This is a genomic window from Sphingomonas sp. IC4-52, assembly GCF_020707225.1.
GTDB lineage: Bacteria > Pseudomonadota > Alphaproteobacteria > Sphingomonadales > Sphingomonadaceae > Sphingomonas.
In genome coordinates this window covers 22,395-48,002 of the sequence record NZ_JAJFEU010000005.1, presented here as the reverse complement: position 1 = coordinate 48,002, position 25,608 = coordinate 22,395, and the positions used below count along the sequence as shown (strand labels likewise).

The 25,608-nt window shown below is 66.5% G+C and carries 14 protein-coding genes; 5 read left to right on the top strand and 9 right to left on the bottom strand.

Going from position 1 to position 25,608, the window contains the following annotated elements:
- Nucleotides 1-5 precede the first annotated feature (5 nt).
- From LK535_RS12845 to LK535_RS12835, 3 genes are all read left to right on the top strand, one after another.
- Nucleotides 6-1,892 (top strand): DUF885 domain-containing protein, encoded by a 1,887-nt coding sequence (locus tag LK535_RS12845; RefSeq protein ID WP_227772321.1) that lies wholly within the window; start codon nt 6-8, stop codon nt 1,890-1,892.
- Between the two features lie 170 nt (nt 1,893-2,062).
- Nucleotides 2,063-2,875, top strand: coding sequence for a formate/nitrite transporter family protein (locus LK535_RS12840; RefSeq protein ID WP_227772320.1), 813 nt, complete (start codon nt 2,063-2,065; stop codon nt 2,873-2,875).
- A gap of 124 nt (nt 2,876-2,999) precedes the next feature.
- Complete coding sequence (locus tag LK535_RS12835) at nt 3,000-4,766, top strand: GGDEF and EAL domain-containing protein (protein ID WP_227772319.1); 1,767 nt, start codon at nt 3,000-3,002, stop codon at nt 4,764-4,766.
- A gap of 113 nt (nt 4,767-4,879) precedes the next feature.
- On the opposite strand, the gene LK535_RS12830 is transcribed toward LK535_RS12835, so the two are convergent.
- The 7 genes from LK535_RS12830 to LK535_RS12800 form a co-directional block, all read right to left on the bottom strand.
- Nucleotides 4,880-5,626 (bottom strand): enoyl-CoA hydratase/isomerase family protein, encoded by a 747-nt coding sequence (locus LK535_RS12830; protein ID WP_227772318.1) that lies wholly within the window; start codon nt 5,624-5,626, stop codon nt 4,880-4,882.
- Between the two features lie 131 nt (nt 5,627-5,757).
- Nucleotides 5,758-7,848, bottom strand: a complete 2,091-nt coding sequence (pbpC, locus tag LK535_RS12825) for a penicillin-binding protein 1C (RefSeq protein ID WP_227772523.1) — start codon at nt 7,846-7,848, stop codon at nt 5,758-5,760.
- Nucleotides 7,849-7,862: 14 nt separating this feature from the next.
- The gene (locus LK535_RS12820; protein ID WP_227772317.1) at nt 7,863-13,595 is read right to left on the bottom strand and encodes an alpha-2-macroglobulin family protein; all 5,733 of its coding nucleotides are present in this window, start codon (nt 13,593-13,595) and stop codon (nt 7,863-7,865) included.
- Nucleotides 13,596-13,760: 165 nt separating this feature from the next.
- Nucleotides 13,761-16,271 carry a TonB-dependent receptor gene (locus tag LK535_RS12815; protein WP_227772316.1) on the bottom strand — a complete coding sequence of 837 codons (2,511 nt, stop codon included), beginning with the start codon at nt 16,269-16,271 and terminating at the stop codon, nt 13,761-13,763.
- Nucleotides 16,272-16,645: 374 nt separating this feature from the next.
- Nucleotides 16,646-17,824 (bottom strand): calcium-binding protein, encoded by a 1,179-nt coding sequence (locus LK535_RS12810; RefSeq protein WP_227772315.1) that lies wholly within the window; start codon nt 17,822-17,824, stop codon nt 16,646-16,648.
- A gap of 725 nt (nt 17,825-18,549) precedes the next feature.
- Nucleotides 18,550-19,524 carry an NADP-dependent oxidoreductase gene (locus tag LK535_RS12805; protein ID WP_227772314.1) on the bottom strand — a complete coding sequence of 325 codons (975 nt, stop codon included), beginning with the start codon at nt 19,522-19,524 and terminating at the stop codon, nt 18,550-18,552.
- Nucleotides 19,525-19,718: 194 nt separating this feature from the next.
- Nucleotides 19,719-20,366: an NAD(P)H-binding protein gene (locus LK535_RS12800; RefSeq protein ID WP_227772313.1), complete on the bottom strand. Its 648-nt coding sequence runs from the start codon at nt 20,364-20,366 to the stop codon at nt 19,719-19,721.
- Between the two features lie 120 nt (nt 20,367-20,486).
- Here LK535_RS12800 and LK535_RS12795 point away from each other — a divergent pair, with 120 nt between their 5' ends.
- Nucleotides 20,487-21,188: a VIT family protein gene (locus LK535_RS12795; RefSeq protein WP_227772312.1), complete on the top strand. Its 702-nt coding sequence runs from the start codon at nt 20,487-20,489 to the stop codon at nt 21,186-21,188.
- A gap of 57 nt (nt 21,189-21,245) precedes the next feature.
- On the opposite strand, the gene LK535_RS12790 is transcribed toward LK535_RS12795, so the two are convergent.
- Together LK535_RS12790 and LK535_RS12785 are read right to left on the bottom strand one after the other, a co-directional pair.
- Nucleotides 21,246-23,033 carry a thiamine pyrophosphate-requiring protein gene (locus tag LK535_RS12790; protein WP_227772311.1) on the bottom strand — a complete coding sequence of 596 codons (1,788 nt, stop codon included), beginning with the start codon at nt 23,031-23,033 and terminating at the stop codon, nt 21,246-21,248.
- Nucleotides 23,034-23,053: 20 nt separating this feature from the next.
- Nucleotides 23,054-24,262, bottom strand: a complete 1,209-nt coding sequence (locus LK535_RS12785; protein WP_227772310.1) for a zinc-dependent alcohol dehydrogenase — start codon at nt 24,260-24,262, stop codon at nt 23,054-23,056.
- 335 nt (nt 24,263-24,597) lie between these two features.
- Between LK535_RS12785 and LK535_RS12780 the strand changes: the two genes are divergently transcribed.
- Entirely contained in the window at nt 24,598-25,581 is a 984-nt protein-coding gene (locus LK535_RS12780; RefSeq protein WP_227772309.1) for a ribonuclease Z, read from the top strand.
- The last annotated feature ends 27 nt before the right edge of the window (nt 25,582-25,608 follow it).

Here is a 25,608-nt window from a genome sequence, read left to right as displayed (position 1 = left end):
CAGGAATGACAAAACTGACATTCCTGTGGCAGGAGGGAGCCGCTGGCGCGGGGGGTCGCGCCGGCATTGCTAACGGCCAGGGGGATCAGAACTTGCTCAGCCGTCGCCAGATCATCGCCGCCATGGGGGCCGTACCCGCACTGGCCGCCGCATCACGCGCGTTGGCTGCCCCGCCCACACCAATCACCGAGGTGCTGGAGCAGTTCATTCAAAAGGCGATGCGCAATTCGCCGCAGCTCCTGACGCTGATGGGCGCCGACAGCGGCCCCTTTGCCAAGGCACGAACCCAGCTTGACGATCGCTCACCGGCCGGCGTCGACCAGATGCGCACGCTGCTGTCCGAATTGTCGACGGCGCTGGACGCTTATGATCCGAAACAGCTGTCGGCGAGCGACTGGGTCAATCATCAGTCGGCGAAATATCTCGCCGCGACGAACCTCGACAGCTTCGGCTTTCCCTTCGGCGATCCCAATGTCGGCATCGCGGTGCCCTATACCGTCAGCCAGCTGACCGGATCGTATCAGAGTATTCCGTCGTTCCTGGCGACGCAGCACCGCATCGCGTCGGCGGACGATGCCGATGCCTATCTGTCGCGCCTCTCCGCCTTCGCCGTGGTGCTGGATCAGGAGACGGAGCGCTCGCGCGCCGATTATGCCCGCGGCGCCATTCCGCCGGCCTTTGTCCTGCGTCGCACCCTTGCGCAGCTCGACGCGCTGCTGGCGCCTGCGCCCGAGGCGTCCGAGCTGGTCACGAGCCTGGTGGAGCGCACCGCGGCGGAGAAGATCGCGGGTGACTGGCGCGTCCGCGCGGCGGCGGTGATGACAGGGGAGGTGAAGCCGGCCTTGTTGCGGCAGCGCGGCTTGCTTGCCGACGCGCTGCCGCGCGCAGGCGATGATGCGGGCGTCTGGAGGCTGCCGCGCGGCGGCGAATATTATCGCTACGCAATCCGCGCTGCGACCACCACCGACATGGCGCCGGAGGAGATCCACCGTTTCGGGCTGGAGCGGGTGGCCGAGCTGACCGGGCGGGCCGATGCCATTCTAAAGGCGCAGGGGATCACGGGCGGGACGGTGGCGGCCCGGCTGGCGCGGCTTCGCCGGGATCCGCGTCATCTTTATCCCAACGACGATGCCGGCCGAACTGCGCTGATCGCCGATCTCAACAAGCGGATCGACCAGATCAAGCCAAGGCTCCCCGATTACTTCGGGCACCTGCCGCGCGCCGGCGTGGAGATCCGCCGCACCCCGGCATCGGTGGAGGCAGGCGCGCCGGGCGGCACCTATCAACCGCCCAGCCTCGACGGCAGCCGGCCGGGGCTGTTCTCGATCAACCTGCGCGATCTCGCGGAATGGCCCCGGTTCGACTTGCCGACCCTCGTCTATCATGAGGCCATTCCCGGCCATCATCTCCAGAACGCCTCGATGATCGAGGCACCCGATGTGCCGACGCTTCGCCGATTGCCTTTGTTCTCCGGCTATTCGGAAGGCTGGGGCCTTTATGCCGAGCAGCTGGCGCAGGAGATGGGGGTCTATGCCGATGATCCCTTGGGCGAAGTGGGCTATCTCGCCTCCATGCTGTTCCGCGCGGCAAGGCTCGTGGTGGATTCCGGCCTGCACCACATGCGGTGGACCCGTGAGCGGGCGATCCGCTACATGGTCGACACGCTCGGCGATGCCGAAAGCACCGTCACCCGCGAGGTCGAGCGCTATTGCGTGCAGCCGGGGCAGGCTTCCAGCTACATGCTCGGCTGGCGCGTCTGGACCAGCGCGCGTGATCGGGCACAGGCTCGGCTCGGCGACCGCTTCGACATTCGCGAATTCCACAATCGCGGGCTGCTCGCCGGCTCGATTCCGCTCGACGTTCTCGCACGGGTGATCGACGACTGGCGATAGTGGCCGGGCGGTAACGCATGGAGGCCGCAGGGCGGCCGAAATGCGCCGGCAGGCGGCCGGGGGATGCCAGGTAACGGCCGCCAGTGCCCCGGCCGTCACGCCGGTTTTTCGCGCGGCGGCCGTGCCCGTTCCCGTATTCCACGCGTTCCATCCGGCCACAGGAGCCGTGCATGCCGGACCGGAACAGCGAAGCGAGCAGCGATCAACAAGAGGCCGAAGAACGCAGTGCCCCATCCGCCAGGGTGGTGCATGCAGCGGTCCTGGAACAGGGCGAGGACGAGCTGACCCGGCCAAGCTCGTCGCTCTTCTGGTCGGCCTTCGCGGCCGGAATCGCCATCACCGCCTCATTATGGGCGAGCGGCGCTTTGCACCATTTCCTGCCCGAAGCGACCTGGGCGGAGGCGGTCGCCGATCTCGGCTACCCCATCGGTTTCCTGATCGTTATTCTTGGCCGTCTTCAACTATTTACCGAGCACACCGCCGTCGCGGTTCTCCCCGTTATCCGCAAGCCCGGCGTCGCCGCGGCGGGGCGCCTGGCGAGGCTTTGGGCGATCGTGTTCGTGGCAAACATGCTGGGGGCTGCCGCCGCTGCGGCGCTGGTCGCTTATGGCCATGTGCAATCCGGCGAGACCCTGCGGGGAATGATCGCGGTCTCTACCAAATTGCTGGAGCGAACCCCCGTCGAAACAATGATGCAGGCAATCCCCGCCGGGTTCCTGATCGCCTCCATCGCCTTCATCCGATCCGCGATCGACGGGAGCGGTTTCTGGGTGGTGTTCGCGATCACCTACACCATCTCCCTCGCCGGTTTCGCGCATGTCGTGGCGGGCGCATCCGAGGCGTTCCTGCTGGCCTGGCTTGGCGAAGCAAGCTGGACGTGGGCGCTATCGGGCTTCGTCCTTCCCGCGCTGCTGGGCAATATCGTCGGCGGAACAGGGCTGTTCGCCGTCCTCGCCCATGCGCAGGTGAAGGACGAGATATAAAGCTGAGAATACAGCGAAGTTTTCGGCTCCCCTCCGTGGCGTCTACCGTCTTTCCTTCGAGAAAATGGTGAGTGTTACAGCTTTGTTAGGTCGTTGCGGTGCTTGGTAGCCATGAAGGATGGACATGGCCCATTGCGATGAAGAAGCGCGGCTGGACGCGTTGTACCAGCTGAACCTGCTCAACACGCCGCCGAGCGAGAGCTTCGATCGAATCACGCGAATGGCCAGCCAGCTGTTCGGCCTGCCCATTTCCGCGGTGTCGCTTACCGATCGTGATCGCCAGTGGTTCAAGTCGCGCGTGGGGGTCGAGCATAGCTCCATCCCGCGAGAGAAAGCGCCATGTGCTCAGGTGGCCGAGAGCGTGAAACCAGTTCTCATCCCTGACCTTTTGGCCGACGAATGCTATGCGGACAGCCTCCTCGCGGGGCAGGGGATCCGCTTCTATGCCGGCGCGCCCCTGACCACCCGTGACGGCTTCGGCCTGGGGGCGCTCTGCGTGCTGGGCACCGAACCGCGTGAAGCCACGGATGTGGAAATGGCCGCGCTGCACGATCTTGCGCAGATGGCGATGTCGCAGATCGAACTGCAACATGCGTTCGGCCGCGTCGACCCGCTCAGCGGGCTGCCGAACCTCACGCAGTTCCTCGACGATCTCGACGACCTTGGCCGTGACGAACCCGGCCGCGACCGGCTCGCGGTACTCATCGAACTCGCCCGCACGGAACAGATCAGCGCCGGGGTCCGCGTGCTGGGCACGGCCTTTTTCGAAGACATGGTGCAGGATGCCGCGCGGTCGCTACGCGCCGGCCTTGGGCCGCATCGCCGCGCCTATCACATCGCACCCACCCAGTTCGCGTATCTCGCGCTGCCCGAAAACAGCGGCGAGCCATATCTGCAGCAGTTGTCGGCCGGGCTGCAGCGGCCGCGAACCGGCCCCACGGCCCAGTTCCTGATGAGCGCCACCATCGGTGTCGCGCCATTCGTTACCGGGCGCACGCCACCCCGCGACGTCCTTCGCCATGCCCACAGCGCCGCGCTGGACGCGCGGGAGTCGCGGACCGGCGTCAGCCTTTATTCCGCCTCGGCAGACGCGGCGCACCGCCGGCGCTTTGCCCTTCTTCGCGATTTTGGCGCCGCGCTCGACTGCGACGATCAGCTCAGCCTGGTCTATCAGCCGCGCATCGATCTTCGTTCCGGGCGGTGCGTCGGCGCGGAAGCATTGCTGCGCTGGGCCCATCCGGTGCTCGGCGCGATTTCCCCGGCCGAGTTCATGCCCCTGGTGGAGCAAACCTCGCTGGCGCGCGCCACCACTGCCAAGGTGCTGGACACCGCATTGTCGCAACTCGGGCGGTGGCAGCGTGCAAACCTCGACATTCAATTATCCGTGAACGTCTCCGCCACCAACTTGAACGAGGACGATTTCTCCGGCCGGGTTCAGCTCCAGATGCTGAAACACCGGATTGTCCCGGCCAATCTCGAACTGGAAGTGACGGAAAGCGCCATCATGGGGGAAGCGGGCGCCGCAATCGCTCAGCTTGACGAGATCGCCGCGACCGGCGCCCGCCTCGCCATCGACGATTTCGGGACCGGGCACAGCAGCCTGGCGTATCTGCAGCGGCTTCCTGCCCATGTCGTGAAGATCGACCAGTCCTTCATTCGTGGCCTGGATGATGGCGAGCGGGAGCGCACTTTGGTGCGATCCATGATCTCGCTGTCCCACGATCTGGGGTATCGGGTCGTCGCGGAAGGCGTGGAAACCGCCGCAATCGCGGATTTGCTATGCCAAATGGGCTGCGACGAGGCGCAGGGCTTCTATTTCGCAAGACCTCTCTCGCCCGACGCCTTTGATGAATGGATGGCGACCCACAACCCGGCGCAAGCAGCCGCCTAGCGCTGTCGGCTGGGCAGGCGTGGGCCGGTGACAGGGCGGCGTGATCGGGCTCCCACGAGAGGTGCCCTCAGCTGCCGGTATCCTGCGCGCCCGACCCCGAGCTGATCGCCCGCTCAGCGCCCCTTCCCGGTGAACGTCGCAATCCGCTCCCGCATGTCGGGGCCGACACCTTCGTTCTCCATCACTTCCCATTGCAAGCCGGCATCGAGCGCCTGACCATCGGTGGCGTCCAGCAGGCGCTTGTTGGCGGCATGGCTGAACCCGGAATTGGCGGCGATGCGGCCCGCAAGCGCCGCGATCTCGCTGTCGAACTGATCAATCGGCACGACCGTTTCGACAAGGCCGATGCGCAGCGCTTCCGCTGCATCGAACATGTCGGCGGTGAACATCAGCCGCTTGGCCGTGGCAACGCCCACCCGGCGCGGCAGCCGCTGGCTCATGCCCCAGATCGGCGTCAGCGCCCATTTGGCATGGGTGTCGCCGAAGCGTGCATTGTCGGCCGCGATGATGAAGTCACAGGCCAGCGCGACCTCAAGCGCCCCGGTATAGCAATGGCCGTGAACCGCCGCGATGACCGGCATCGGCAGTTTTTCCATCAGCCGCAGAGTTTCGCTGTGCCAACCGCGCGATGGCACCTCCTCGCCGGAGGCGATGTCCGCCAGATCGTGCCCGGCGGAAAAGCATTTGCCCGCGCCGCGCAACACGACGCAGCGCACGTCCGAAGCGCGCTTCAGGTCGGCGACATGCGCACGCAGCTCGCGGAAGACATCAACGGTCAGCGCGTTCAGCTTCTCCGGCCGGTTCAGCGTCAGCAGCACCCAACCGTCGCGGTTCTCCCGCACCACGAGTTCGCCCATCATGCCCTCCCCATTGTTGTCGCCATTGCTTTCCCCCGACATGCCGCAGCGGAAGGCGCGGGTAAAGGCAACGGCTTGGGCCGCCCGGCGAACGATCGCCGCGCCGTTTGCGGCCGATCCCGGCTCTGCAGGGCTCAGCGGATGGTGAAGCGTACGTCGTCCAGGATCGTGCCTGCGGCATCCACCAGCCGGAGGCGGTGAAGACCGGGCGCTGCCGCGATCAGCGGCCGAGCGTCGGCAGGGCCGAGGTCGCGTTCATCAAGACGTAGGCGCGTCGCCGTCAGGTCGCCGGCCACTGCCACGGCGAAGCGCTGGCGGGCGGGCGGGATGTCAGGATCAATGGCGAAAACCGTGCCCGGCACCGGGCTCACGATACGGGGACGGCGCGCAACGGCCGGCGCTGCGGCGATCAGCCGCTGCCCGGTGCCGGCGAGGAAATATTCGCGGCGCGGCTGTTCGACGTGATTGGCGAAGGCGACCTGGCGCGCCTCGATGCCCGCAGGGACCGGCGGCGCACGGCCCGGTGCGCCGGCGTGGAGGGCAAGCATCAAATCCCGCCACACGGGCGCCGCCCCGCTGGTCCCCGACACGGCACGCATCGGATCACCCTCCAGGTTGCCGACCCAGACGGCAACGGTGAAGCGGTCGGAGAAGCCGATGCACCAGTTGTCGCGCATCGCCTTGGACGTACCCGTCTTCACTGCGGCCCAAAATGGTAGCCGCAAGGCCGAATCCAGCCCGAACGTGGCCGCGCGGGCGGTCGGATCGGCCATCATGTCAGCCACCAGCCAGGCGGCGGCGGGGCTGGTGACTGGCCGCGACGCCGGGCGAACGTCGGTTGCGAGCAGCCGCAGCGGAGACCAACGGCCGCCCAGCGCCAGGCTCCGGTAAGCGGCCGCCTGTTCGAGCAGCGTCACCTCGGCAGAGCCCAGCGCGAGCGAAAAGCCGTAATACTGGCCGTCCTCGGTCAAACCGCGATAGCCAGTGTCCCACAGGCGATCGCGAAAGGGATCCGTGCCGACGAGCAGAAGCGTGCGGATAGCAGGTATGTTGAGCGACCCGGCAAGCGCGGTTCGCGCGGAAACCGGGCCGTTGAAACCGCGATTGTAGTTCTGCGGGACGTAAAGGCCGGAGGCGGTGTCGAGCTGAATGGGAGAATCGTCGAGCATCGATGCAGGCGTCAAATAGCCGCGCTCGATCGCCTGGGCGTATAGGAATGGCTTCAATGTCGAACCAGCCTGGCGATAGCTGTTCGCGCCATCGACGGCAGGCGCAGTGGAAGCCCCGCCTACGCCGCCGACATAGGCCAGCACGTCGCCGCTACTGTTGTCGACCACCAACACGGCGCCATCGCGGGCGCGGGTGCCGCCCAGCCCTTGAAGCTGGCGCCGGAGGGCAGCGACCGCCAGCCGCTGGATCCTGGCGTCCAGCGTGGTGCGGACGTGCGCGCCGGCGGTGCGGAGCAACCGTTCGGACAGATGCGGCGCAAGCCCCGGATCAAGCGCGAGGCTGCGCGCCGGGCCGAGCATCGATGCTGCCCCCGCTTCTAAGCGTCTGCAATCGCTGGCGTGACTGCGCCGACACGCACGAGCGGCGACGCGGGCAGGGGAGGCTTGCGGATCGGGCAGTAGCGCGGCGAGCAGGATCGCGTCCTCGCGGGAAAGCGCGGCAGGGGTCTTGCCGAACAGGCCAAGCGCCGCGGCCCCGACGCCCTGCGCCTCGCCGCGGAACGGCGCGAGGTTGAGATAGGCCTCCAGGATCTGCTGCTTGGTCCAGCGGCTCTCCAGACGGCGGGCGGCGCGCATCTGGCGGAGCTTGTCGCGCCAGCTGCGCGCGCCCGGCGGTGCCAGCTCGGGATCGAGGAAGCCGGCGAGTTGCATGGTGATCGTGCTCGCGCCGCGTGAGGGCTGGCCGGAAAGGCGGGCCCGGAGCGCGCCGGCGAGCGCAAGCCAATCGACCCCGCCGTGCTGGGCGAAACGGTGATCCTCGGCGGCGATGATGTTTTCGCGAACAGCAGGCGCGATCTCGTCCAGCGGCGTCCAGGCGAGGCGCCGCTTTTCGAAGTCGACGCGGGAACTGTCGATCAACACGCCATGGCGATCGTAGAGCCATGCCTCCGACGGATGGTACGCACCGCGGGCCGCCGCATGGTCCGGAAGCGGCGGCGGATAGGTGGCGTAATCGATCGTGACGAAGGCTGCCGCGATCGCCAGTATCACCGCCATTGCCACCCGGACGTTCACTGGGGCGCGACCACCACGGGGGCATTGGGAACAGCGGCGCGGATCGCCGGCGAATACATCGCCTCCACCCGGCTGGGCGGCAGGCTGAACCGCCCTGCGCCGTTCAGCCGAAGCGTGTAGGACACGGTGAAACGGCCGCGCGGCACCCAGGCGAAATAGCCGCGCCAGGCGTCGCGACCACGCTCCACATACGCCGGCTGCACCCCGTCACCATCGCTGGCCTGAAGCATGGCGGATTGGCCGCCGAGATCGCCGATGATCGTTGCGCCAGCGGGGATCGGATCGTTGACCACCACCCAGTTGCGCTCCGCCGAGGCCTCAACCGAGATCGTCACCTTGAGGACGTCGCCACGGGTGAGGCGCCCGGGCGTCCGCGCCTGAACCACCGAGACCTGGCGAGTCATGCGATAACCGGCGGCGAGCGGACGGGTCAGCGGAACCGCCGCGGAGACGGAGACGGTCGCCCAGGGGCCCGCACCGCCCGACTGGGCAAGGCGCAGCGGCATGGGCGTGGGCGCCAGCGGAAAGGCGAGACTGCGCTGCTCGCTCGCGAGTGGCCAGTCCCGGGCGGTCCGGCGCGCGCCATAAGCGAGCATCGTGGTGCCGGCGACCGCGTCCGCAGGGTAGAGGGCGGCGAACCTGCGGGCCGCAATGACGCCCCAGGCGTTGGCCGTGGTCGTATCCCAATGGCCGCGCGACTGGCGCAGCGCCGTGCCCATCATCATCCGCGCGCTGTCATCCTCCCAGCCGGGACGGCCGAGCGTGACGAGCGTGGCCTTGATCGCAGCCTCGTCGCCGGAGGACATCAGCCACCAGGGTTGCGCCGCCTGATCGGAAAGGTCCAGCCGCGTGCCCTCATAGACGAGACGGGTGCGCAAGATGCGCTCGCCCTCGGCGCGCAGGGCAGGAGCGTTGCCAAGGCCGGGAATGCGATCAAGCGCGGCGAGATAGTCGGCCAGCGTGGCGGTAGGCATTTCGGCAAGCGGCAGGCCGATCTGACCAAGCATGGCGGGGGTTGCAGCGCCGGCGCGCGCGAGCGCGGTGAGCGCGGCGACACGCTGGAGACGCACATCGCCATAATCCTCGCGACGCAGGCGCCCGTCGAGCACGGCCTTCATCGCCTCGATCATGCGGGTCCGTGCCGTATCCGGGATGGACAGCCCCGCTTCGCCCGTGATCGACAGGACGTAGGCCGTGAGCGCTTCCGACCCGCTGAGCTGGTCGCCCGGGAAGTAGCGCAACAGGCCGTCGGGCGCCTGATAGGTGGGAAGCTCGGCCGCCAGCGTCGCCCAGCCGGCGGCGTCGCCATGAACGACGATCCGCGACAGGCGCTGTTCGAAACACTGGTAGGGATAAGCGGCCATATAGTCCCGAACACCCTGCAGGGGCGGTGCGAGGCTGTCGTCGAGACGGATCGAGACGCTGCCCCGGCCCGGCAATGCGCCGCTGGGTGGCGCGATCGGGATCTGTGAACCCGCGCCAATGCGGGTGAGCGTCGCCGCCCACACCTCGACGGGGACGGCCGGGATCACATCCTGCGTCACCGTCAGCCGATCGGCAGCGCGGCCATCGGCAGCGCGGGCGCTGACTTGCCAGCGCAGGCGATCGTGCCCCTCGGGCGCGATAAGGTTCCAGGCCACCGCCTTGGCGCCGCCCGCCGGGATCGTCACGGTAAGCGGCCGGCCGACTGCGACCCGCGGGAACACGTCGACATTGGCCGTAACCGTCATCGGCTTGGCGGAACCGTTGTGCAGCGTGAAGGCGGCCGCGTAGCTGTCGCCGCTGCGCACCATCGGCGGCAGTCCCGCATATAGCGACAGATCCTGCGCGGTGCGGATGGCTGCGGTGCCGGTGCCGAACAACTGCGCACCATCCGTGGCAATCGCCACCAGCTTGAACGACGACAGCGCGTCCGACAGCGGAACGGGCAGCCGCGCCTTGCCCGCCGCGTCCAGCGCAACTCGGCCGCGCCATAGCAGCACCGGTTGGAAGTTCTCGCGGTTCAGTCCCGAGGCGTCGCCGCCGCCACCGCCGGCCTCCACCGCCTTGCGGCCATAGTGGCGTTTGCCGACCACCTGAGTCTGGGCCGTCGCGGTGAGTACGGAAAGCGGACGCTCGCCCATCATTGCGGTCAGGACATCCCAGCTTTCGTTGGGGGCAAGCTGCAACAGCGCCTGATCGACCGCGGCGAAGGCAAGGTCCGCGGTGCGGGCGGGACTGCCATCAGGCTTGCGCACCTGCACCGCCACTTGCGCCACGTCCCTCGGTGCATAACGCTCCCGATCGGCGCTGACCGCGACCTGGAGCTGATGCGCTTCCCAGCCAACCTTTATCTTGGCGATACCCATCCGATAGGCCGGTTTGGCGAGGTCAACCAGCGCGGTCGGCTCCTGCGCCTCGTCCGGCGTGTTCGACAGGCCCAGCGTGCGCGCGATGCGATGGACCCAGGTCCAGAAGCCACTTTCGACACGGCCACGGACGACCATCACCGAAACGAACACGTCGGGCGCATACATGCCCTGCAGCGGCACGGAAACGACCGGATCATTGCCCGACAGTTGCGTGACGAAGCTCGACATCACGCCTTCGCGCTCCACCGTCACCAGCGCGGTTGCCTGGCGAAATGGCATGCGAACCTGGAAGCGGGCGGTGTCGCCGGATTTGTAGGCGAGCTGTTCGGGCACGACATCCATGCGGTCGCCATTGTCGCCGCCGAACCACCAGTCCTCGTCACCCGCCAGCCACACGCTGCGCACCGCGCGGGCGACATTGCCGTCGCCGTCGGTCGTCGTGGCGACGGCATAGACCTCCCCGGCAACGCCGGGATCCACGCTGCATTGCGCCAGGCCCTGCGCATCCGTGATGGCGGCGCATGACGCGGTGAGCCTGGTCGTGCGCAGCTGATTGTCATAGGCGTAAAAGCCGCCGATCAGCCGCCGGCGCGCGGTCAGGATTTCGCGGCTGTAGAGCGCAACCGCGATCTTCTGGCCCTTGATCGGCTTGCCCGCGGTGTCGAGCGCGACAAAGCGCAGGCGCAGGTCGTCCTGCTTCATCAGCCAGCCATCGGTGCGAATGCCGAGCTGCACGCCCGACGCAAAGATCGGGATGGTGCGCGACGCCGTCAGCGTTTCGCCATTGGCATCCTGATAATCCATTTCGACCTGCATGTCGGCCGTGCCGTCGAGCGATCGCGGCACCTGGATCGTCTGCCGCGCGGTGCCATCGCCGCCGAGCCGCGCCGGCAGCATCTGCGTTGGTGGCAGCTCGGCGCGTTCCTCCTCGCCATCGCCGTTCAGCGGGCGTACGCCTTCGCTGACGGCGCGGCCGCCAAAGGTGAAATTCTCATAGCCGCTCGGCGCCGACTGGCGCGCGAACCACCCGATGCGCACATCCACCGGCAGGTTGGAGGCGCCGCCCCCCGAAAGATAGCCGACATAAAGGTCGAGGGGCAGGCTGGTCGGGCGGATCGCAGCCGCCTTTGGCCCGGTCACGGTCGCCCGCATCGTCGGTAGACGGTATTCGTCGACACGGAATGACTGGCTCAGTTCGATCGTGCGGTTCTCCGCGACGATCGACAGGTCGTAATCGCCCATCGGAGCACCTTGCGGGGCGGTCCAACTATTCTCCCCGATACCATTGGCGTCGATCGCCAGCGGAAGCTCGAACTCCGTGTCCGAGCCGCGATGCGACAGCTTCAGCACGCCCCTGACACTCGGCGCCAGCGCGAAGCCGGTGCCGACCGGGCGGCGCAGGATGTGCTTCATGTGGATCGTCTCGCCCTGACGAACCAGCGCGCGATCGAAGATGGTGTGAACGGTCTCCGCCCGTGCCGAATAGCCATAGGGCAGCTCGAAATCATACGGGCGGATGCCTTCGCCCCATTCGGTCAGCGTGAAGCTGTAATCGTCGCCGCGCCGCGCCGAGATCATCAGGGGATGCGGGCTGCCGTCATAATCGCAGCTGCCATAGGTTTCCGGTTCGGGGAGACCCGCGGGGACGAACAGCCCGCCGCTACGGTCGGTGACGCCGCGTGCCAGCAACTTGCCCGTGCAACTATCCGTGATGCGGACCTCGGCATTGGCAGCGGGCTTGCCGTCGGACAATTGCGTCACCCATGCGAGGCTGCGCTCGCGGCCCCATTTGAAATGGACCGCCATGTCGGTAACGAGCGCTGATGTGGCGACGTAGCGCGGCGTGTCGCGACCCAGCAGCGCGCGGCCGAGCATCGGGCTGGCGAGCTCGACGACGTAAAAGCCGGGCTTGCCGAGGGGAATGCCCACCACCTCGAAATCCTTGCCCTTGCCCGGCAGATCCACCTTCATCGCTTCGCCGGCGCGCGGCCCCAGGATCGGCTTCTCGCCGGTGCGATTGATGCGGATCGTCCGGTTGCCGCGGGTGATCTCTTCGATGTTGGTGCGGTCCGCCGCGGCCACGGTGCGGAGCCATTTGGCCACGTCCGCGTCACTTCCGGCCACGCGCACACGCTGCCCGGCCACACCCAGGTTGCGCCCCTGAATCGCCGGCTCGACGTTGCGCACGGTGACCGGCAGCACGCCGCCCTGCTTCGCCTCCAGGATGCCGAAGCCAGCCGCGAACTTCACCAGCGGCGGCGCCTGGTCGAAGCGGACGTCCAGCGGGAAGCGCTCGCCGTTGGCGAGCACACGGCCGCTTTCGTCCTTGATCCCCTGAGGCATGACGAGCCGTGCGCTCGTCGCCGCAGGAAGCGGCGCGGCGAAGGTGACATCGGAAGTGGTCGCCTTGCGCCGGTCGCCCTCCTCGAACGTCGGTGCAATCGATTTCCCGTCTGCCGTTTCAATACGGATCTTTGCCGCTTCGCTCATCGGCACCGGGGCGGTGAAGCGCACATACGCTTTCTCAACCGGATTGCAGCCGGCCTGCGGACCAACGCGGCCGCATTCAAAGCGCGCCGTGAAGGGCTTGCGCACGGTATAGTCGAAGCGCTGGTCGGCGCCTGCGCGCTTCCCACCCGCACCGGCGATCCCAGCGCCCCAGACAAGCGCCATGTCCCGGCCGGGCGGCAGCGGCCGGCGGCACTTCAGGGCTGTGACACCGGCAAAGGCCTCGCGACGATCGGCAGCTTCCGCAGGGACCGCGGTGGGCAGGCCGGCGTTTTCAAGGAAGTTGCGCACTTCCCACCGATCGGCACCCATCTTTGCCAGCAACTCGCCCGGCATGTCGGCCGGCAGCACGTCAACGGCGATCTTCTCGCCGATGCCGTCGACCGCGCAATAAGCATTGGCAGCGATCGATTGCGGGGTGGCGGGCATGTTCGCCGCGACCAGGAACACCTGGTCCTCCTCGATCTCCTCATGCGTGCCGGGCAGGACCGCACGGGCGGTCGGCCCGCCGGCGCTCACGGTGAAGCTGCGCGCATCCTGCAGCGCATAGCCGCCAGCGCTTTTCAGCCCCTCCCGGGTCTTCACCTCGCACGTGGTTCCGCCGGGAAGCGCGCTGGCGAATTCCCAGACATAGGTCTGCTGATCGACCCAGCGTCCCTCGCCATTGACGCTGCAGGTGACGTTGATGGGCCCGGTCGCACGCGGATCGCCGAGCGCGACCATCGCCTGGCTGAAGCGGATGGTGAACCGTTCAACCGCCCCGCCATTGCCCCCCGGCGTAGCCAGCACGACCTGCGGGCTGCTGTTGCCGGCAACGGTCGTGGGAATGAGGAGCAATGCCAACAGCGACAGACCAACTGCCGGCTTCATTCACACACCCCGCGATCTGCCCCGTTACGGATTAATCCAGGCTAATGTCGATGGCGGCTGTGTCCAGCACGTTGCGCCATCACGGCGCAAAGTGAGCCTTTGTCAGTGATGGCGGCAATGCTTCCGCTCAGTGTGCCCTGACCCGCCAAATGGCAGGCGCGGCGATCAGTAATGCCACGACAGGATGACGCCGTAGGTGGCGGGCATGCCGGTATAGCGCCCGAGAATATCATTCGTGTGGACCGCCGACGTCCAATACCATTCGTTGGTCACGTTGCGCCCATAGGCCTGCAGCCGCCACGGCCCACGCTCGATCCCGGCACGCAGATCCAGCAGCGTCCGGCCAGGAACGCGAAGCAGGTCGCGCGGCTGTACCGGGTTCGGACCCTGGTCGTAGAAGAACGTCCGGGTAAAGCTCTGATAGTTCACCGTCGCGCCCAGGAAGGCGTTGATATCGGCGGTCAACGGCCATTCATATTGAAGATCGGCATAGGCCTGCCACGGCGGCGAGCTGGGGAATGGCTCGCCGCGGAAATTCACCGGGACAGGCGAGAAGGGGTCGAAGTTGAAATAATCGCCGCGCACCTTGCTCTTGGCGTAGCTGGCACCTGCCGAAAGGGTGAGCCTTTGCGTCGGGCGAGCAACCGCGGACACTTCAAAGCCGATCACTTCCGACTTGGGGACGTTCACCAGCGCCGGCAGCGCGCCGAATACCGGGTCGTTAAGGCTGCCGAGGATCTGCTTGTCCTTGTAGTCATAATAGAAACCGGCTGCGTTCAGCTGTAGCCGGCGGTCGAAAAGCGTCGACTTGGCGCCGATTTCGTAGGCCGTCAGCTGCTCCTGCACCGCCGGTTCGAGCTGGGTGAACGAGGAGGTCGCCACCGTCGGGAAGCCGCCTGCTTTGAAGCCGCGTGACACGTTGGCGTAAACCAGCGTGTCCGGCACAACCTTCCAGTCGACGCCGACGCGGAAGGAGACATTGTCCTGGTTCAGCTGGGACCGGAAATCGGGAACGGCTGGGTTGAAGGTCGGGGCGGGGCCAGTGGTGGCGCAGGCGCCCGGCCCGACATTGATGCCCGGCCCCTGGCCTGCGGCATATTGCGCCGGGGTGATGAAGCCATTCACCAGAGCGAGCAGGTTCTGGATCGCCTGCGATGCCGCCGACCACGTGCCGTCGCCGGAATCATGGGCGCAGCCGGCGTAATCCTTGTCGACCTTCGTATAGCGAGCGCCGGCGTGAACCGAGAGGCTGTCGGTGATGGGGAATTCTGCATTGGCGAACACCGCGTAGGTGCTCGTCTTCTGCCGATTGCGCGGGTTGGTCGGTCCCAGCAGCACCCCCAGCGTTGGCACCGCGGAGGAGCCGCCATAGCTCTGAAGGAAATTGTCGTACGTCCTGTCACGCTCGTAATTGGCGCCGACGATCCAATTGCCCCGCCCGCCGAAATCCCCGCCGAGCCGCAGTTCCTGGTAAATGCTCTCAATGAACCCGCGCTGCTGGGATTCGTAATTCTGATAGATGATGCCGTCCCCCTCGACCGGCTGGTCGCGATCATAGCGCTCGAACGCGCTGAGCGAGGTAAGGGTGATGCCTTCGGTCAGATCATATTCCATGCGCAGCGAGGCGGCGTAGAAGCCGATGTCCCGCGCCAGGGTGGTGCAATTGTCCGCCGTGGTCGGTCGCGGATAGCCGTAAGGCGGCGGGATTTGGTTGAAGGGCTCGTTGAATGGCGAGTTGTTGATGCAGATGCTGCGATCGGCCGCGCGCGGGTTATGCGGCGCGAGCGGGTAGTTGAGGATGCGCGGATCGACGCCGTTCACCGGATTGAGCGCGACCACACCGAACAGCTGCGGCACGGGGGTGTCGCTGCGATCACGCCAGCCGTTGACGTTCAGCAGCGCGCGAAAGGAATCGGACGGCTCCCATTCCAGCAGCAGGCGGCCGATCCAGATGTCCTGCTGACCCGCAGTAAGCGGCGTGGTGTAGCCCCGCTGCCAGTCGCTCATCGACTGGCGCCGCACCGCGAAGCGGAAGCCCAGCGTCTCGCTGATGGGCGCAGAGACGAAGGCCTGCAGGTCAAGCTGATCGAAGCGCCCGTAGCTGATCGACACGCCCGCCTGAAAATCCGGTGTCGGCCTGTTGGCGATATAGTTGATCGCGCCGCCGGTGGCATTTTGGCCGAACAGGATGCCCTGCGGCCCCTTCAGCACTTCCACCCGCTGAACATCCAGCGCGGCGCCCAGCGTCATGACCGAAAAGGGCAGGGGCACTTCGTCGGTATAAACGCTGACGGTCGGGCTGGCTGCTAGCGAGGTATCCTGAAAGCCGACACCGCGGATGGTATAGATCGGCGTGCCATAGGCGCTGGGTGTGAAGTTCAGGCCGGGCGTGACCTTCGCAAGGCTGGCGGTATCGGTGATGCCAAGCTGGGTCAGCTGTTCACCCGACTGCACCTGGATCGACATGCCGACGTCATTGATGCGCTGTTCGCGCTTCTCGGCAGTAACGATGATGTCTTCCAGGGCGCTGGTGTTGGCGGCCGCGGCGTCGGGCGCCTGTGTCGTTCCGTTGGGGGAAGATGGCGGTGGTGATTGTGCGGCCTGACCGCTGGCGCTGTTTGCGGTGACGATGGAACAAACGGATGCGCCAAGCAGCGCCCAATCGCGAGCCTTCATCGGTCCTCCCCTGCCGTCTTTGACGGCGGTTCCGACCAGTCTGGCGCTCCGCTTTGCGAAATCGTGCCCGACATGACCCGTTTGCGCGGGCTGTGCCGGCTATCCACCTGTGTCGGTTAGGCAAGTCTAACCCGAGTCGTAAATTATCGCAACCATCCCGAAGTGTTAGCCGGCACTTGGTGGGTATGCTTTTATCCTGGCGCGACGGGTGCCTAGGTGATTGTACTGCCAATCACCGCAACTCGACTTGTCGATAAAGCTGGTGGGGATCTTGTTCTGGCAGTCTGGCCTTCGCGGAAGATTGAGTTCTTCGCGTAATGTCATCCCCCGGCAGGAAGCGCCGGCGCGCCTGGTCGCGCCGGCGCTTCACCCGGTCAGGCGAACAGGAAGTCCGCCGACGAAAGATGAGCCGCGCTCAGCGTGCCCGACGGGTCGGCCAGGTGAATGGAGAAGGTCGCACCGCTCGACGTGACAACATCGAGCGCGACATCGCCATTAGCCAGATCATGCGCGAACACCGTGCCCGGTGCCCCGCCGCTGCGGAACGCAGTGACGCCCAGCTTTTCCAGCACGATGCGGTCGATGCCATCCTGGAAGTCCATGATGGTGTCGCCGCCATCCAGCGCCCCGGCGCCCTTGAAAACGAACCAGTCCGCGCCGGCATCGCCCCACATCTGGTCAGCGCCCGCTTCCCCGAACAGCTTGTCGGCCCCCACGCCGCCGTGCATCCGGTCCGCCCCGGCGCCGCCCAGCATGTAATCGTCGCCGGCATCACCGAACATCTGGTCGTCGCCGGCCTCTCCGTTCATGTTGTCGGCGTCATTGCCGCCTTCGAGATAGTCGTTGCCGGCGCCTGCCTGCATATTGTCCCGGCCGTCACCGCCGAGCAGGACGTCCACGCCATATTCGGCGGAGATGATGTCGTCGCCGCTGCCGCCTTCCAGCCAATTGTCACCGTCCCCCCCATCGACGCGGTCATTGCCGTTGCCACCATAGACCTTGTCGTTGCCCGACTGGCCCTTCAGCTTGTCATTGCCGTCTTCGCCGTAGATCGTGTCGTTGCCGGCACCGCCGCCAACCGCCATTGTCGTCAGCTTGCCGGTGGCCGGGTTGATCTCGTTGAGGAACCCGTCATCGCCCGCGCCGGCATAGATGACGTCATCGCCATAGCCGCCGTCGAGATAGTCACGGCCGTCGCCGCCATAGATGATGTCGTTGCCGGCATCGCCCAGGATCTGGTCGTGGCCCAGCCCGCCCTCGATCGTGTCGCCGTCCTCGCCGCCGGAGATGATGTCATTGCCGTCCGCGCCGATCAGGCGATCAGCGCCCCAGCCGCCGTCGAGCCGATCGTTGCCGTTCTCGCCGTAGAGGAAGTCGATCCCCGCGCCGCCGAGCAGGAAATCGTCGCCGTCGCCGCCATAGATGTCGTCATCACCGTCGCCGCTCTCAACCCGATCCGCCCCGGCCAGCGCACGGATGAGATCGTTGAGATTGGTCCCTCGGATGGTGTCGTCGTTCGTTGTACCGCTGTTCGTTCTGGCAAAAGTACGCATTAGTCCCTGCTACCCTGATACTCGAATTTATGTTCTTATCAGGCGAATCGTGCCCGACGCCGCAGCCCCTCGCGGCTCGACGGGCGGTGAACCATCGTCTTTCGACCGCCGGAGTGCCCGGCGAGCCAGGCCGCGCGCGTTGAGCCCGAGTATTGTCGCGGTTTCATGAACTTGCGCAGGAGCGGCGTTACTTGGGGATGCAGGAGGACTGCTGGCGCGCGCTCCACCAAATAGCGGATGGCCTTTGCAGTACCGTCCGCTTCACTGCACGCCAAAACGCCCGGATCGTGGACCGGACAGGACATCGGCAGACATCCTACTTCTGAAAGACGCCACAAGTGAGCTTATTGGGGTAAGACTTGTCGACGGAATAGTGGATATAGCGATAGTCGTAATCACACCCATTTACACAGACGGCGTACTTTCTCGCACCGAGCTTATTATTCATTGGCGTCTGGCACTTCGACCGAAGGGTCATCCTCGATTGCGAAGCCCCCCGTGTCACTCGATCTTCTCCTCGCGCTCCTGCTAGTGTCCGGAAGCGAGCAACCGAGCACCTCGCGGGATCACGATGCCATGCTGAGCATCATTTGCGTCCGCGTCAGATCGCACGGCTGATCCGTCATCTTTCCGAAAGTCTTGGACGGAACGTCGACAGCCTGATCATCTGCCGAGCCCCTGGCTTCGAAGGCGGCGCAGCGATGGATGCTCTCCATCGGCACTATTCACGGGATCAGCACCGGCCGCCCACGAATCCCGCCTGCGGCCAGGGCCTGTTGTGCCGCCGCAACCTCGTCCAGCGGGAACTCGCCTGCAACGCGCAGCCTGATCGTGCCGTCCTCCGCGAAGGTGCGCAGCGCGTCGAGCCAGTCGGTTCGATCGAGTACCTTGCTCACCCAGACCGGCTTTACCTGAATGCCGCGCTCGCTGTCCTTGGCCCATCCCCGCACGGGAAGATACACGCCGCCGTCGCGAATGGCCGCAAACCCGCGCTCGCCCAACAAAGCGGTGTCGAGCAGGGCGTCGGCGCCGTCCGGAAACTGCTGCCGCACGGCGCCGGCGAAGTCGTCACTTCGCGCCACGACTGTTGTTGCGCCATAGCTTCGAACCAGATCCCGCTCCTCGGGCTTCGCGTCCGCCACCACGGTGATGCCGCGGCGGTTGGCGATGGCGATGGCATAAGAGGCGAGCAGACCCGCACCGCCGCTGACCGCCAGAACCTGTCCTTCAGACAATCCCGCATTCTCCAGCGCGTGAAGCGCGGTCAGGCCGTTCATCGGCAAGGTCGCGGCGGCTTCGATGGACGTATCGGCGGGGATTTTCACCACCGACGCTTCGGGCACGACGATATAGGTCGCCTGTGCGCCACCCTCCGGTCGGGCCGGAAGGACGGCGGCCATGACCTGATCTCCGATCGCAAGGCGAGACACGCCGGGGCCGACAGCCTCCACGATGCCTGCCGCATCCATGCCGGGCGTGAGCGGCCAATGCCCATCGGGGCGACCAGGATCGCGCCACGCGATGTCGGTCGGGTTCACCGCCGCAGCCTGTACCCTCAAGCGCACCTCGCCGGCGGCGGGCGGGCGAACCGTGCGGTTGGTGATCGCGATCACTTCGGGTCCACCGATGCCGGAATAGCTGACCGCCCTGGCTGCCACCGCCGGAGCATCGCCGGGCGTGCCATTGTTGGTTGAGGGCATGCTTCTCTCCATTTGGTAGCCGCCAGCCTTGTTTCGGCTCGCGTGATCCGCGAACTCACGTACCGAACATAGGCATCGAAGAAGACACCAAGCCAGCCGGTTTCTTCACATGCCCGACGCCTCGCCGCGGGAATGAGACCAACGCCCGCGACTGCCGGCCCGATCTTATGGACCGGCGGATGCCCGCCGACCCGTCAGCGACGGGCGAGCGCGCGAATTTCCGGCACGTGATGCACGTACACGCCTGGCGCAGTGTGGGTTGCGAGCTGAGCGATCGCCGCGGCGACCACGTCCGCGTCCACGGCGCCATAGCGGGCGAGCGGGCCGACGAGGAAAGGGTTGAGCAGCGGCGCCAGCCGCTGCCCCAGGAACTCCGCGGGGCGCCGATCAGCTCGCGGCCCCAGGAGGAGGCTCGGCCGCATGATGTCCACCCGATCGAAGCCAAGCGACCGGATGGCGCTTTCGGTGTCGCCCTTGGTGGCCAGGTAAAGCCCGCTGCCACCCGCGCCGACCGAACTGACGAGAATGAACCGCTTCGCGCCGGAACGACGCGCCAGCTTCGCGAACGCGACGACGAAGTCGTGGTCGACGCGGCGGAACGCGTCCGGCGATCCCGCTGCTCGGCGGGTTGTACCAAGACAGGAGACGCCAACTTCCGCCCGTCCGCTTTCGATCGCGCTACCGTCAGCAGCCAGCGCATCGAAATCGATCCTGCGCTCGCACGGCAGCGTCGGCGATCGCACCAGGCTGTCCAGTGCAACGTCGCTACGCCGCAGAAGACGGCGGGTGAGGAGGCCGCCGATCAGCCCGGTGCCGCCAGCCATGAGGATGCGGATGGTCATGTGCCAAGGTTAGCCACCGCGCCGGCGCCTGTCATCGAACATGATGCGCAAGCCGAGAGGTCACTGACCCTCGGGACTTTACGAAGTGCGGCGCCCATGCGCGGGTGCAAAGAACAGCGAATGCGAAGTCTTCAGGCCCATACCGAACGGCACAGCGTGGAGCGTATCGGTTGGCTGCGCGCGGCCGTGCTCGGCGCCAATGATGGCATCGTCTCTACGGGCAGCCTGATTGTCGGCGTGGCCGCGTCCGACACGGGCAGCGCGGGCGTACTGCTCGCCGGGGTGGCCGCGCTGGTTGCGGGCGCGATGTCGATGGCAGCCGGGGAATATGTCTCGGTCAGTTCGCAATCCGACAGCGAACGAGCCAATCTGGCGACCGAACGCCGCGAGCTTGCCGAACAGCCAGCGTTCGAGCGTGAGGAGCTGGCGCAGATCTATGTCGGGCGCGGGCTTGATCTGGAGCTGGCGCGAAAGGTCGCGGACCAGTTGATGGCCAGGGACGCGCTTGGCGCTCACGCCCGTGACGAACTGGGATTATCCGATCTGTCGATGGCTCGCCCGCTTCAGGCAGCACTGACGTCTGCGGCGACCTTCAGCGCCGGTGCCGCCGCACCGCTTCTGGCGGCTGCGTTCGCGCCGGAGCGGCTGCTCATCGTGCTGGTGTCCCTGGTCTCGCTGCTCTGTCTCGCCGTGCTGGGCGCGCTTGGTGCGATCGCTGGAGACGCATCGCCGTGGCGCTCGGTCGTGCGGGTTACTTTCTGGGGCGCGTTGGCGATGACGGTGACCGCCGGCATTGGCAGGCTGATCGGTACGTCGGTTTGAACGCGAGGGCCGGCAACGCCGTTGAAGCAGCGCCGACGTGCCTCCGCCGCCCTGGGTTCAGCCGGGCTTTGCCTCGTGGAAAAGCTGCCGCGCCGTGTCGATCAGCACCTGTCCCGCGCCGCGATCGCCTTTCACGATCGAGGACATGAAAGCCTTGGCCTGCTCGAAGGTCAGGTGCGGCGGGAAGGGGGCCACTTCGGGATCGACCTTTACCTCCAGCACCACCGGCCGATCCGCCGCCAGTGCCTCCGCCCATGCACCAGCGAGCGCATCCGGCGTCGCGACATAGATGCCTTGCAGGCCGATCAGCTCGGCGAACCTGGCATAAGGCACGTCCGGCAGGTCCTGCGTCGTCGCAAAGCGCGGATTGCCCTCCATCACGCGCTGTTCCCAGGTGACCTCGTTCAGGTCCTGGTTGTTGAAGACGCAAACGATGAACCGCGGGTCGGCCCAGCGCTGCCAGTATTTCTGCACCGTGATCAGCTCGGCCATGTTGTTCATCTGCATCGCGCCGTCACCGACCAGCGCAACGACGGGCCGCGTGGGATGCGCAAACTTCGCGCCGATCGCATAAGGGACGGCAGCACCCATGGAGGCGAGACCGCCCGACAGCGACGCTCGCTGCCCCGCCTTCACCCGGTAATCGCGCGCATACCAATTGGCGCAGGAGCCGGAATCGGATGTGACGATCGCGTCGGCCGGTAATTGCGGCGACATTTCCCAGACCACGCGCTGCGGGTTGACCGGGTTGGCCGGCGCCATCGCGCGATCCTCCAGCGTTTGCCACCATGTGGCCACGCTCGCTTCGATCCCGTCGCGCCATTCGCGATCCGCCTGGCGCTGCAGGAGCGGGAGCAAGGCGCGCAACGTCTCGGCGGCATCGCCGTGCAGGTTGACCTCGACGGGATAGCGAAGCCCCAGCATCTCGGGCGCAATGTCGATCTGCACCGCCCGCGCTTGCCCGTCGGGCGGCAGGAACTCGGCCCAGGGAAAGCCGGTGCCGATCATCAACAATGTGTCGCAGCCGCTTATCATGTCCGACGAAGGCTTGGTGCCGAGCAGGCCGATGGCGCCGGTGACGAACGGCAGGTCATCGGGCAGAACGTCCTTGCCGAGCAGCGCCTTCGCAATGCCCGCGCCCAAGGTTTCGGCGGCCGCAATCACCTCATCGGCCGCGTCTCGCGCACCGGCGCCGATCAGGATGGCGACCTTGCGGCCGGCGTTCAGCACCTCGGCGGCGCGGCGCAGGTCGCTTTCCTGCGGGACCACGCGGGGACGGGAATAGCCGGGGCCGGAGCGCGTGAAGCCATGTGCGACCTTTGGCTCCTCCCACGGCTCGTCCTGCACATCCTTGGGCAGCACCAGCGCGGTGACGCCGTTGCGCGCGATCGCCACGCGTATGCCGCGGTCGACGAGGTGGCGCAGCTGCGCCGGCGATGAACATTCCTGCGTGAAATCCGCGACATCGGCAAACAGCCGGTCGAGGTTCAGCTCCTGCTGGTAGCTCGCGCCGCGCACCGTGGTCTCGGCCTGGCCGGCGATCGCCAGCACCGGCACGTGATCGGCCTTCGCATCGTAAAGGCCGGTCACGAGGTGAGTCGCGCCGGGGCCGCCGGTGGAGAGGCAGACGCCGAGTTCGCCGGTGAACTTGGCATGTGCCACTGCCATGAAGGCGGCCATCTCCTCGTGCCGGACCTGGATGAATTCGATGGCGTCGTCGGATCCTTCGTCCCGCTGAAGTGCGCCCAGCACGCCGTTGATGCCGTCGCCGGAATAGCCGTAGATGCGGGTGACGCCCCACGCCTTCAGCCGCTCGACGAAGAAGTCGCTCGTCATCTTGCTCATCGCATCGCTCCCGCAAAGGGTCAGGCGGACGGCTCCAGCTTCACCTTGATCCAGCCGGGCTGCCGCTCGTCGAATGCCTTGTAGGCCTCGATCGCCCCGGTCATCGGCTCGACTTCGGTCAGGATCTTGGCCGGATCGAGCCGGCCGGAGCGCACGTGGTCGATCAGCACGTCATAATAACGGCGATGGTTCGCATTCCCCATGCGAAGCGTCAGGTTCTTGTTCATCGCCTGCCCGATCGGGAAATGGGTGTCGGTCGGCGGATAAACGCCGATGATCGCCAGCGTCCCGCCTTTGGCGACTGCCTCAACCGCCCAGTTCAGCACCTGATTGGGGCTGTTGCCGGCGATGAAGTGCTTGCCCAGCGTCCTGGCGGTAGGTTCGATCAGCCGCTGCTCGACGGCATCGGCCACCTTGCCGATCAGGCCGGGCTTGGCGGGTCCGCCATGGGCATGCTCTGCATCGACGCCGACCGCGTCGATGATCCGCCGCGCGCCATCGCCATTGGTCAGCTTGCGAATGGCCTCCACTGGCTCGACCTCGTCGAAGTTGATCGTCTCGGCTCCCTGTCGCTTCGCCATCGCCAGGCGATCGGGCAGGCGGTCCACCGCGATCACCTTGCCACCCATCAGCCTGGCCGAAGCAATCACGAGCTGGCCGACCGGGCCGCAACCGAACACCACCACATGGTCGCCTTCCTCGATCTCGGCGAGGTCGGCGCCGAACCAGGCGGTCGGCAGGATGTCGCTCATCAACAAAGCGGTGTCGTCGTCGATCTCGTCGGGGATCGGCACCAGGTTGGTATCCGCCCAGGGCACTCGTGCCTTCTCCGCCTGAAGGCCCTTGTAACCGCCAGCGGCGGCCGGGCCCCCGAAGAAGGACGTACCGGCCAGCTTTCCGCCGGGATTGGCATTGTCACACTGCGCAAAAAAGCCGTTGTCGCAGAACTGGCAATGGCCGCAGCCGATCGTGGAAGGGATGATCACCCGCTGCCCGACCTTGATCGTCGTCACTTGTCCGCCGACGCTTTCGACGATGCCAACGCCTTCATGGCCAAGGATCTGGCCCTTTTCGACGCCGGAGAAGGTGCCCCGCACGAAATGCAGGTCGGTGCCGCAGATTGCGCTGGCGGTCAGCCGAACGATCGCATCGGTCGGCGCTTCGACCTGGGGCTCGGGCACGTCCTCGACGCGAATATCACCAATGGCGTGGAAGACGACTGCTTTCATGGGGTAGCTCCTTCAGGCGCGGCTGGAATGCGGCTCCGGGATCGGGCGGCATGTCCCTGCGCCTTCAACCCAGAACGGGCGCGTCGGTTCACAACAGAACGACGGTCGTCGTGAGGCGAGGCGAAGGGCTGGAGAGGGGCCGCAGCGCGCATCCGGTCGGGACGCCGCAGGGCGCGACCGACTGTTGATCCGGCGCCGCCGTTCAGCTTCCACGCGTCGCGCGCCACACCATCGGGAACGTTGACGCACCATTTGGGGTTTGCCTATGCCGGCGACGGCGAAGACCTGGCTGAAGTCACGCGCCCGGCAACAACCTCTTGCATGGCATCGCGCGCATGACCCCATCGCTACGGCCATCGCTGGTAAATGACCGCTTCGGCGATCCCGCCGTGTTCGTCGAAGTCGCGCATGAGCGCGGCGCCGTGCTGTTCGACCTTGGCGACCTGTCCGCGCTGAGCGCGCGCGACTTGCTGCGCGTACGCGCCGTCGGCGTGTCGCACATGCACATGGACCATCTGATCGGGTTCGACACCTTGTTGCGGGTCAACGTCGGCCGGGCCGCGCAGATCGATCTTGTCGGGCCGGCCGGTCTTGCCGAATGCATCGGTCACAAGCTGGCCGGCTATACCTGGGATCTCGTCGGGCGCTACGACACCGAACTGCTGTTCACCGTGCGGGAACTGGTGGCGCCGGGCACGACCGCGGAAACCCATTTCCGCTTCTCCACCGGCTTCGCACCCGAACCCCGGGGCGAAAGCACAACAAGCGACGGCATCATGCTCGAAGGCCCCCACTGGCGCCTGCGCGCCGCGATCCTGCAACATCATGGACCGTGCCTCGGCTTCGCGCTGGAGGAGGCGTGCCACGTCAACGTGTGGCGCAATCGCGTGGAGGAAGCGGGCCTCACGGTTGGTGCATGGCTCAAGGATCTTAAGGCCGCCGTTCGCGAGAACCTTCCCGACGATACCGCGATTGATCTGCCGAACGGCACGGCCGCCCCGCTCGGCCAGTTACGCTCGCTAGTCAGCGTCGAGCGCGGGCAGAAGATCGGGTATGTCACCGATGTTGCCGACACGCCCGCCAATCGCCGGGCAATCGCGTCCCTGTGTCGCGAGGCCGACCTGCTCTTCATCGAGGCCAGCTTCGCATCGGAGGATGCCGCCCGTGCCGCCGCGCGGGCCCATCTGACCACCACGGCGGCCGGTGAGATCGGGCGCGAATGCGGCGCCCGCCGACTGGAGCCCTTTCACTTTTCGCCGCGCTACGAGGAACAGGAAGACCGCCTCCTCGCCGAAGTGGCGCAGGCTTTCGCCGGCTGATCCCAAGCGCGCCTTGTCGGCGGAAAC

Bases quoted from the DNA above. Each gene is read 5' to 3' on its own strand.
- LK535_RS12845 (WP_227772321.1), top strand. From the start codon at position 6: ATGACAAAACTGACATTCCTGTGGCAGGAGGGAGCCGCTGGCGCGGGG.
- LK535_RS12840 (WP_227772320.1), top strand. From the start codon at position 2,063: ATGCCGGACCGGAACAGCGAAGCGAGCAGCGATCAACAAGAGGCCGAA.
- LK535_RS12835 (WP_227772319.1), top strand. From the start codon at position 3,000: ATGGCCCATTGCGATGAAGAAGCGCGGCTGGACGCGTTGTACCAGCTG.
- LK535_RS12830 (WP_227772318.1), bottom strand. From the start codon at position 5,626: ATGATGGGCGAACTCGTGGTGCGGGAGAACCGCGACGGTTGGGTGCTG.
- pbpC (WP_227772523.1), bottom strand. From the start codon at position 7,848: ATGGCGGTGATACTGGCGATCGCGGCAGCCTTCGTCACGATCGATTAC.
- LK535_RS12820 (WP_227772317.1), bottom strand. From the start codon at position 13,595: ATGAAGCCGGCAGTTGGTCTGTCGCTGTTGGCATTGCTCCTCATTCCC.
- LK535_RS12815 (WP_227772316.1), bottom strand. From the start codon at position 16,271: ATGAAGGCTCGCGATTGGGCGCTGCTTGGCGCATCCGTTTGTTCCATC.
- LK535_RS12810 (WP_227772315.1), bottom strand. From the start codon at position 17,824: ATGCGTACTTTTGCCAGAACGAACAGCGGTACAACGAACGACGACACC.
- LK535_RS12805 (WP_227772314.1), bottom strand. From the start codon at position 19,524: ATGCCCTCAACCAACAATGGCACGCCCGGCGATGCTCCGGCGGTGGCA.
- LK535_RS12800 (WP_227772313.1), bottom strand. From the start codon at position 20,366: ATGACCATCCGCATCCTCATGGCTGGCGGCACCGGGCTGATCGGCGGC.
- LK535_RS12795 (WP_227772312.1), top strand. From the start codon at position 20,487: ATGCGAAGTCTTCAGGCCCATACCGAACGGCACAGCGTGGAGCGTATC.
- LK535_RS12790 (WP_227772311.1), bottom strand. From the start codon at position 23,033: ATGAGCAAGATGACGAGCGACTTCTTCGTCGAGCGGCTGAAGGCGTGG.
- LK535_RS12785 (WP_227772310.1), bottom strand. From the start codon at position 24,262: ATGAAAGCAGTCGTCTTCCACGCCATTGGTGATATTCGCGTCGAGGAC.
- LK535_RS12780 (WP_227772309.1), top strand. From the start codon at position 24,598: ATGACCCCATCGCTACGGCCATCGCTGGTAAATGACCGCTTCGGCGAT.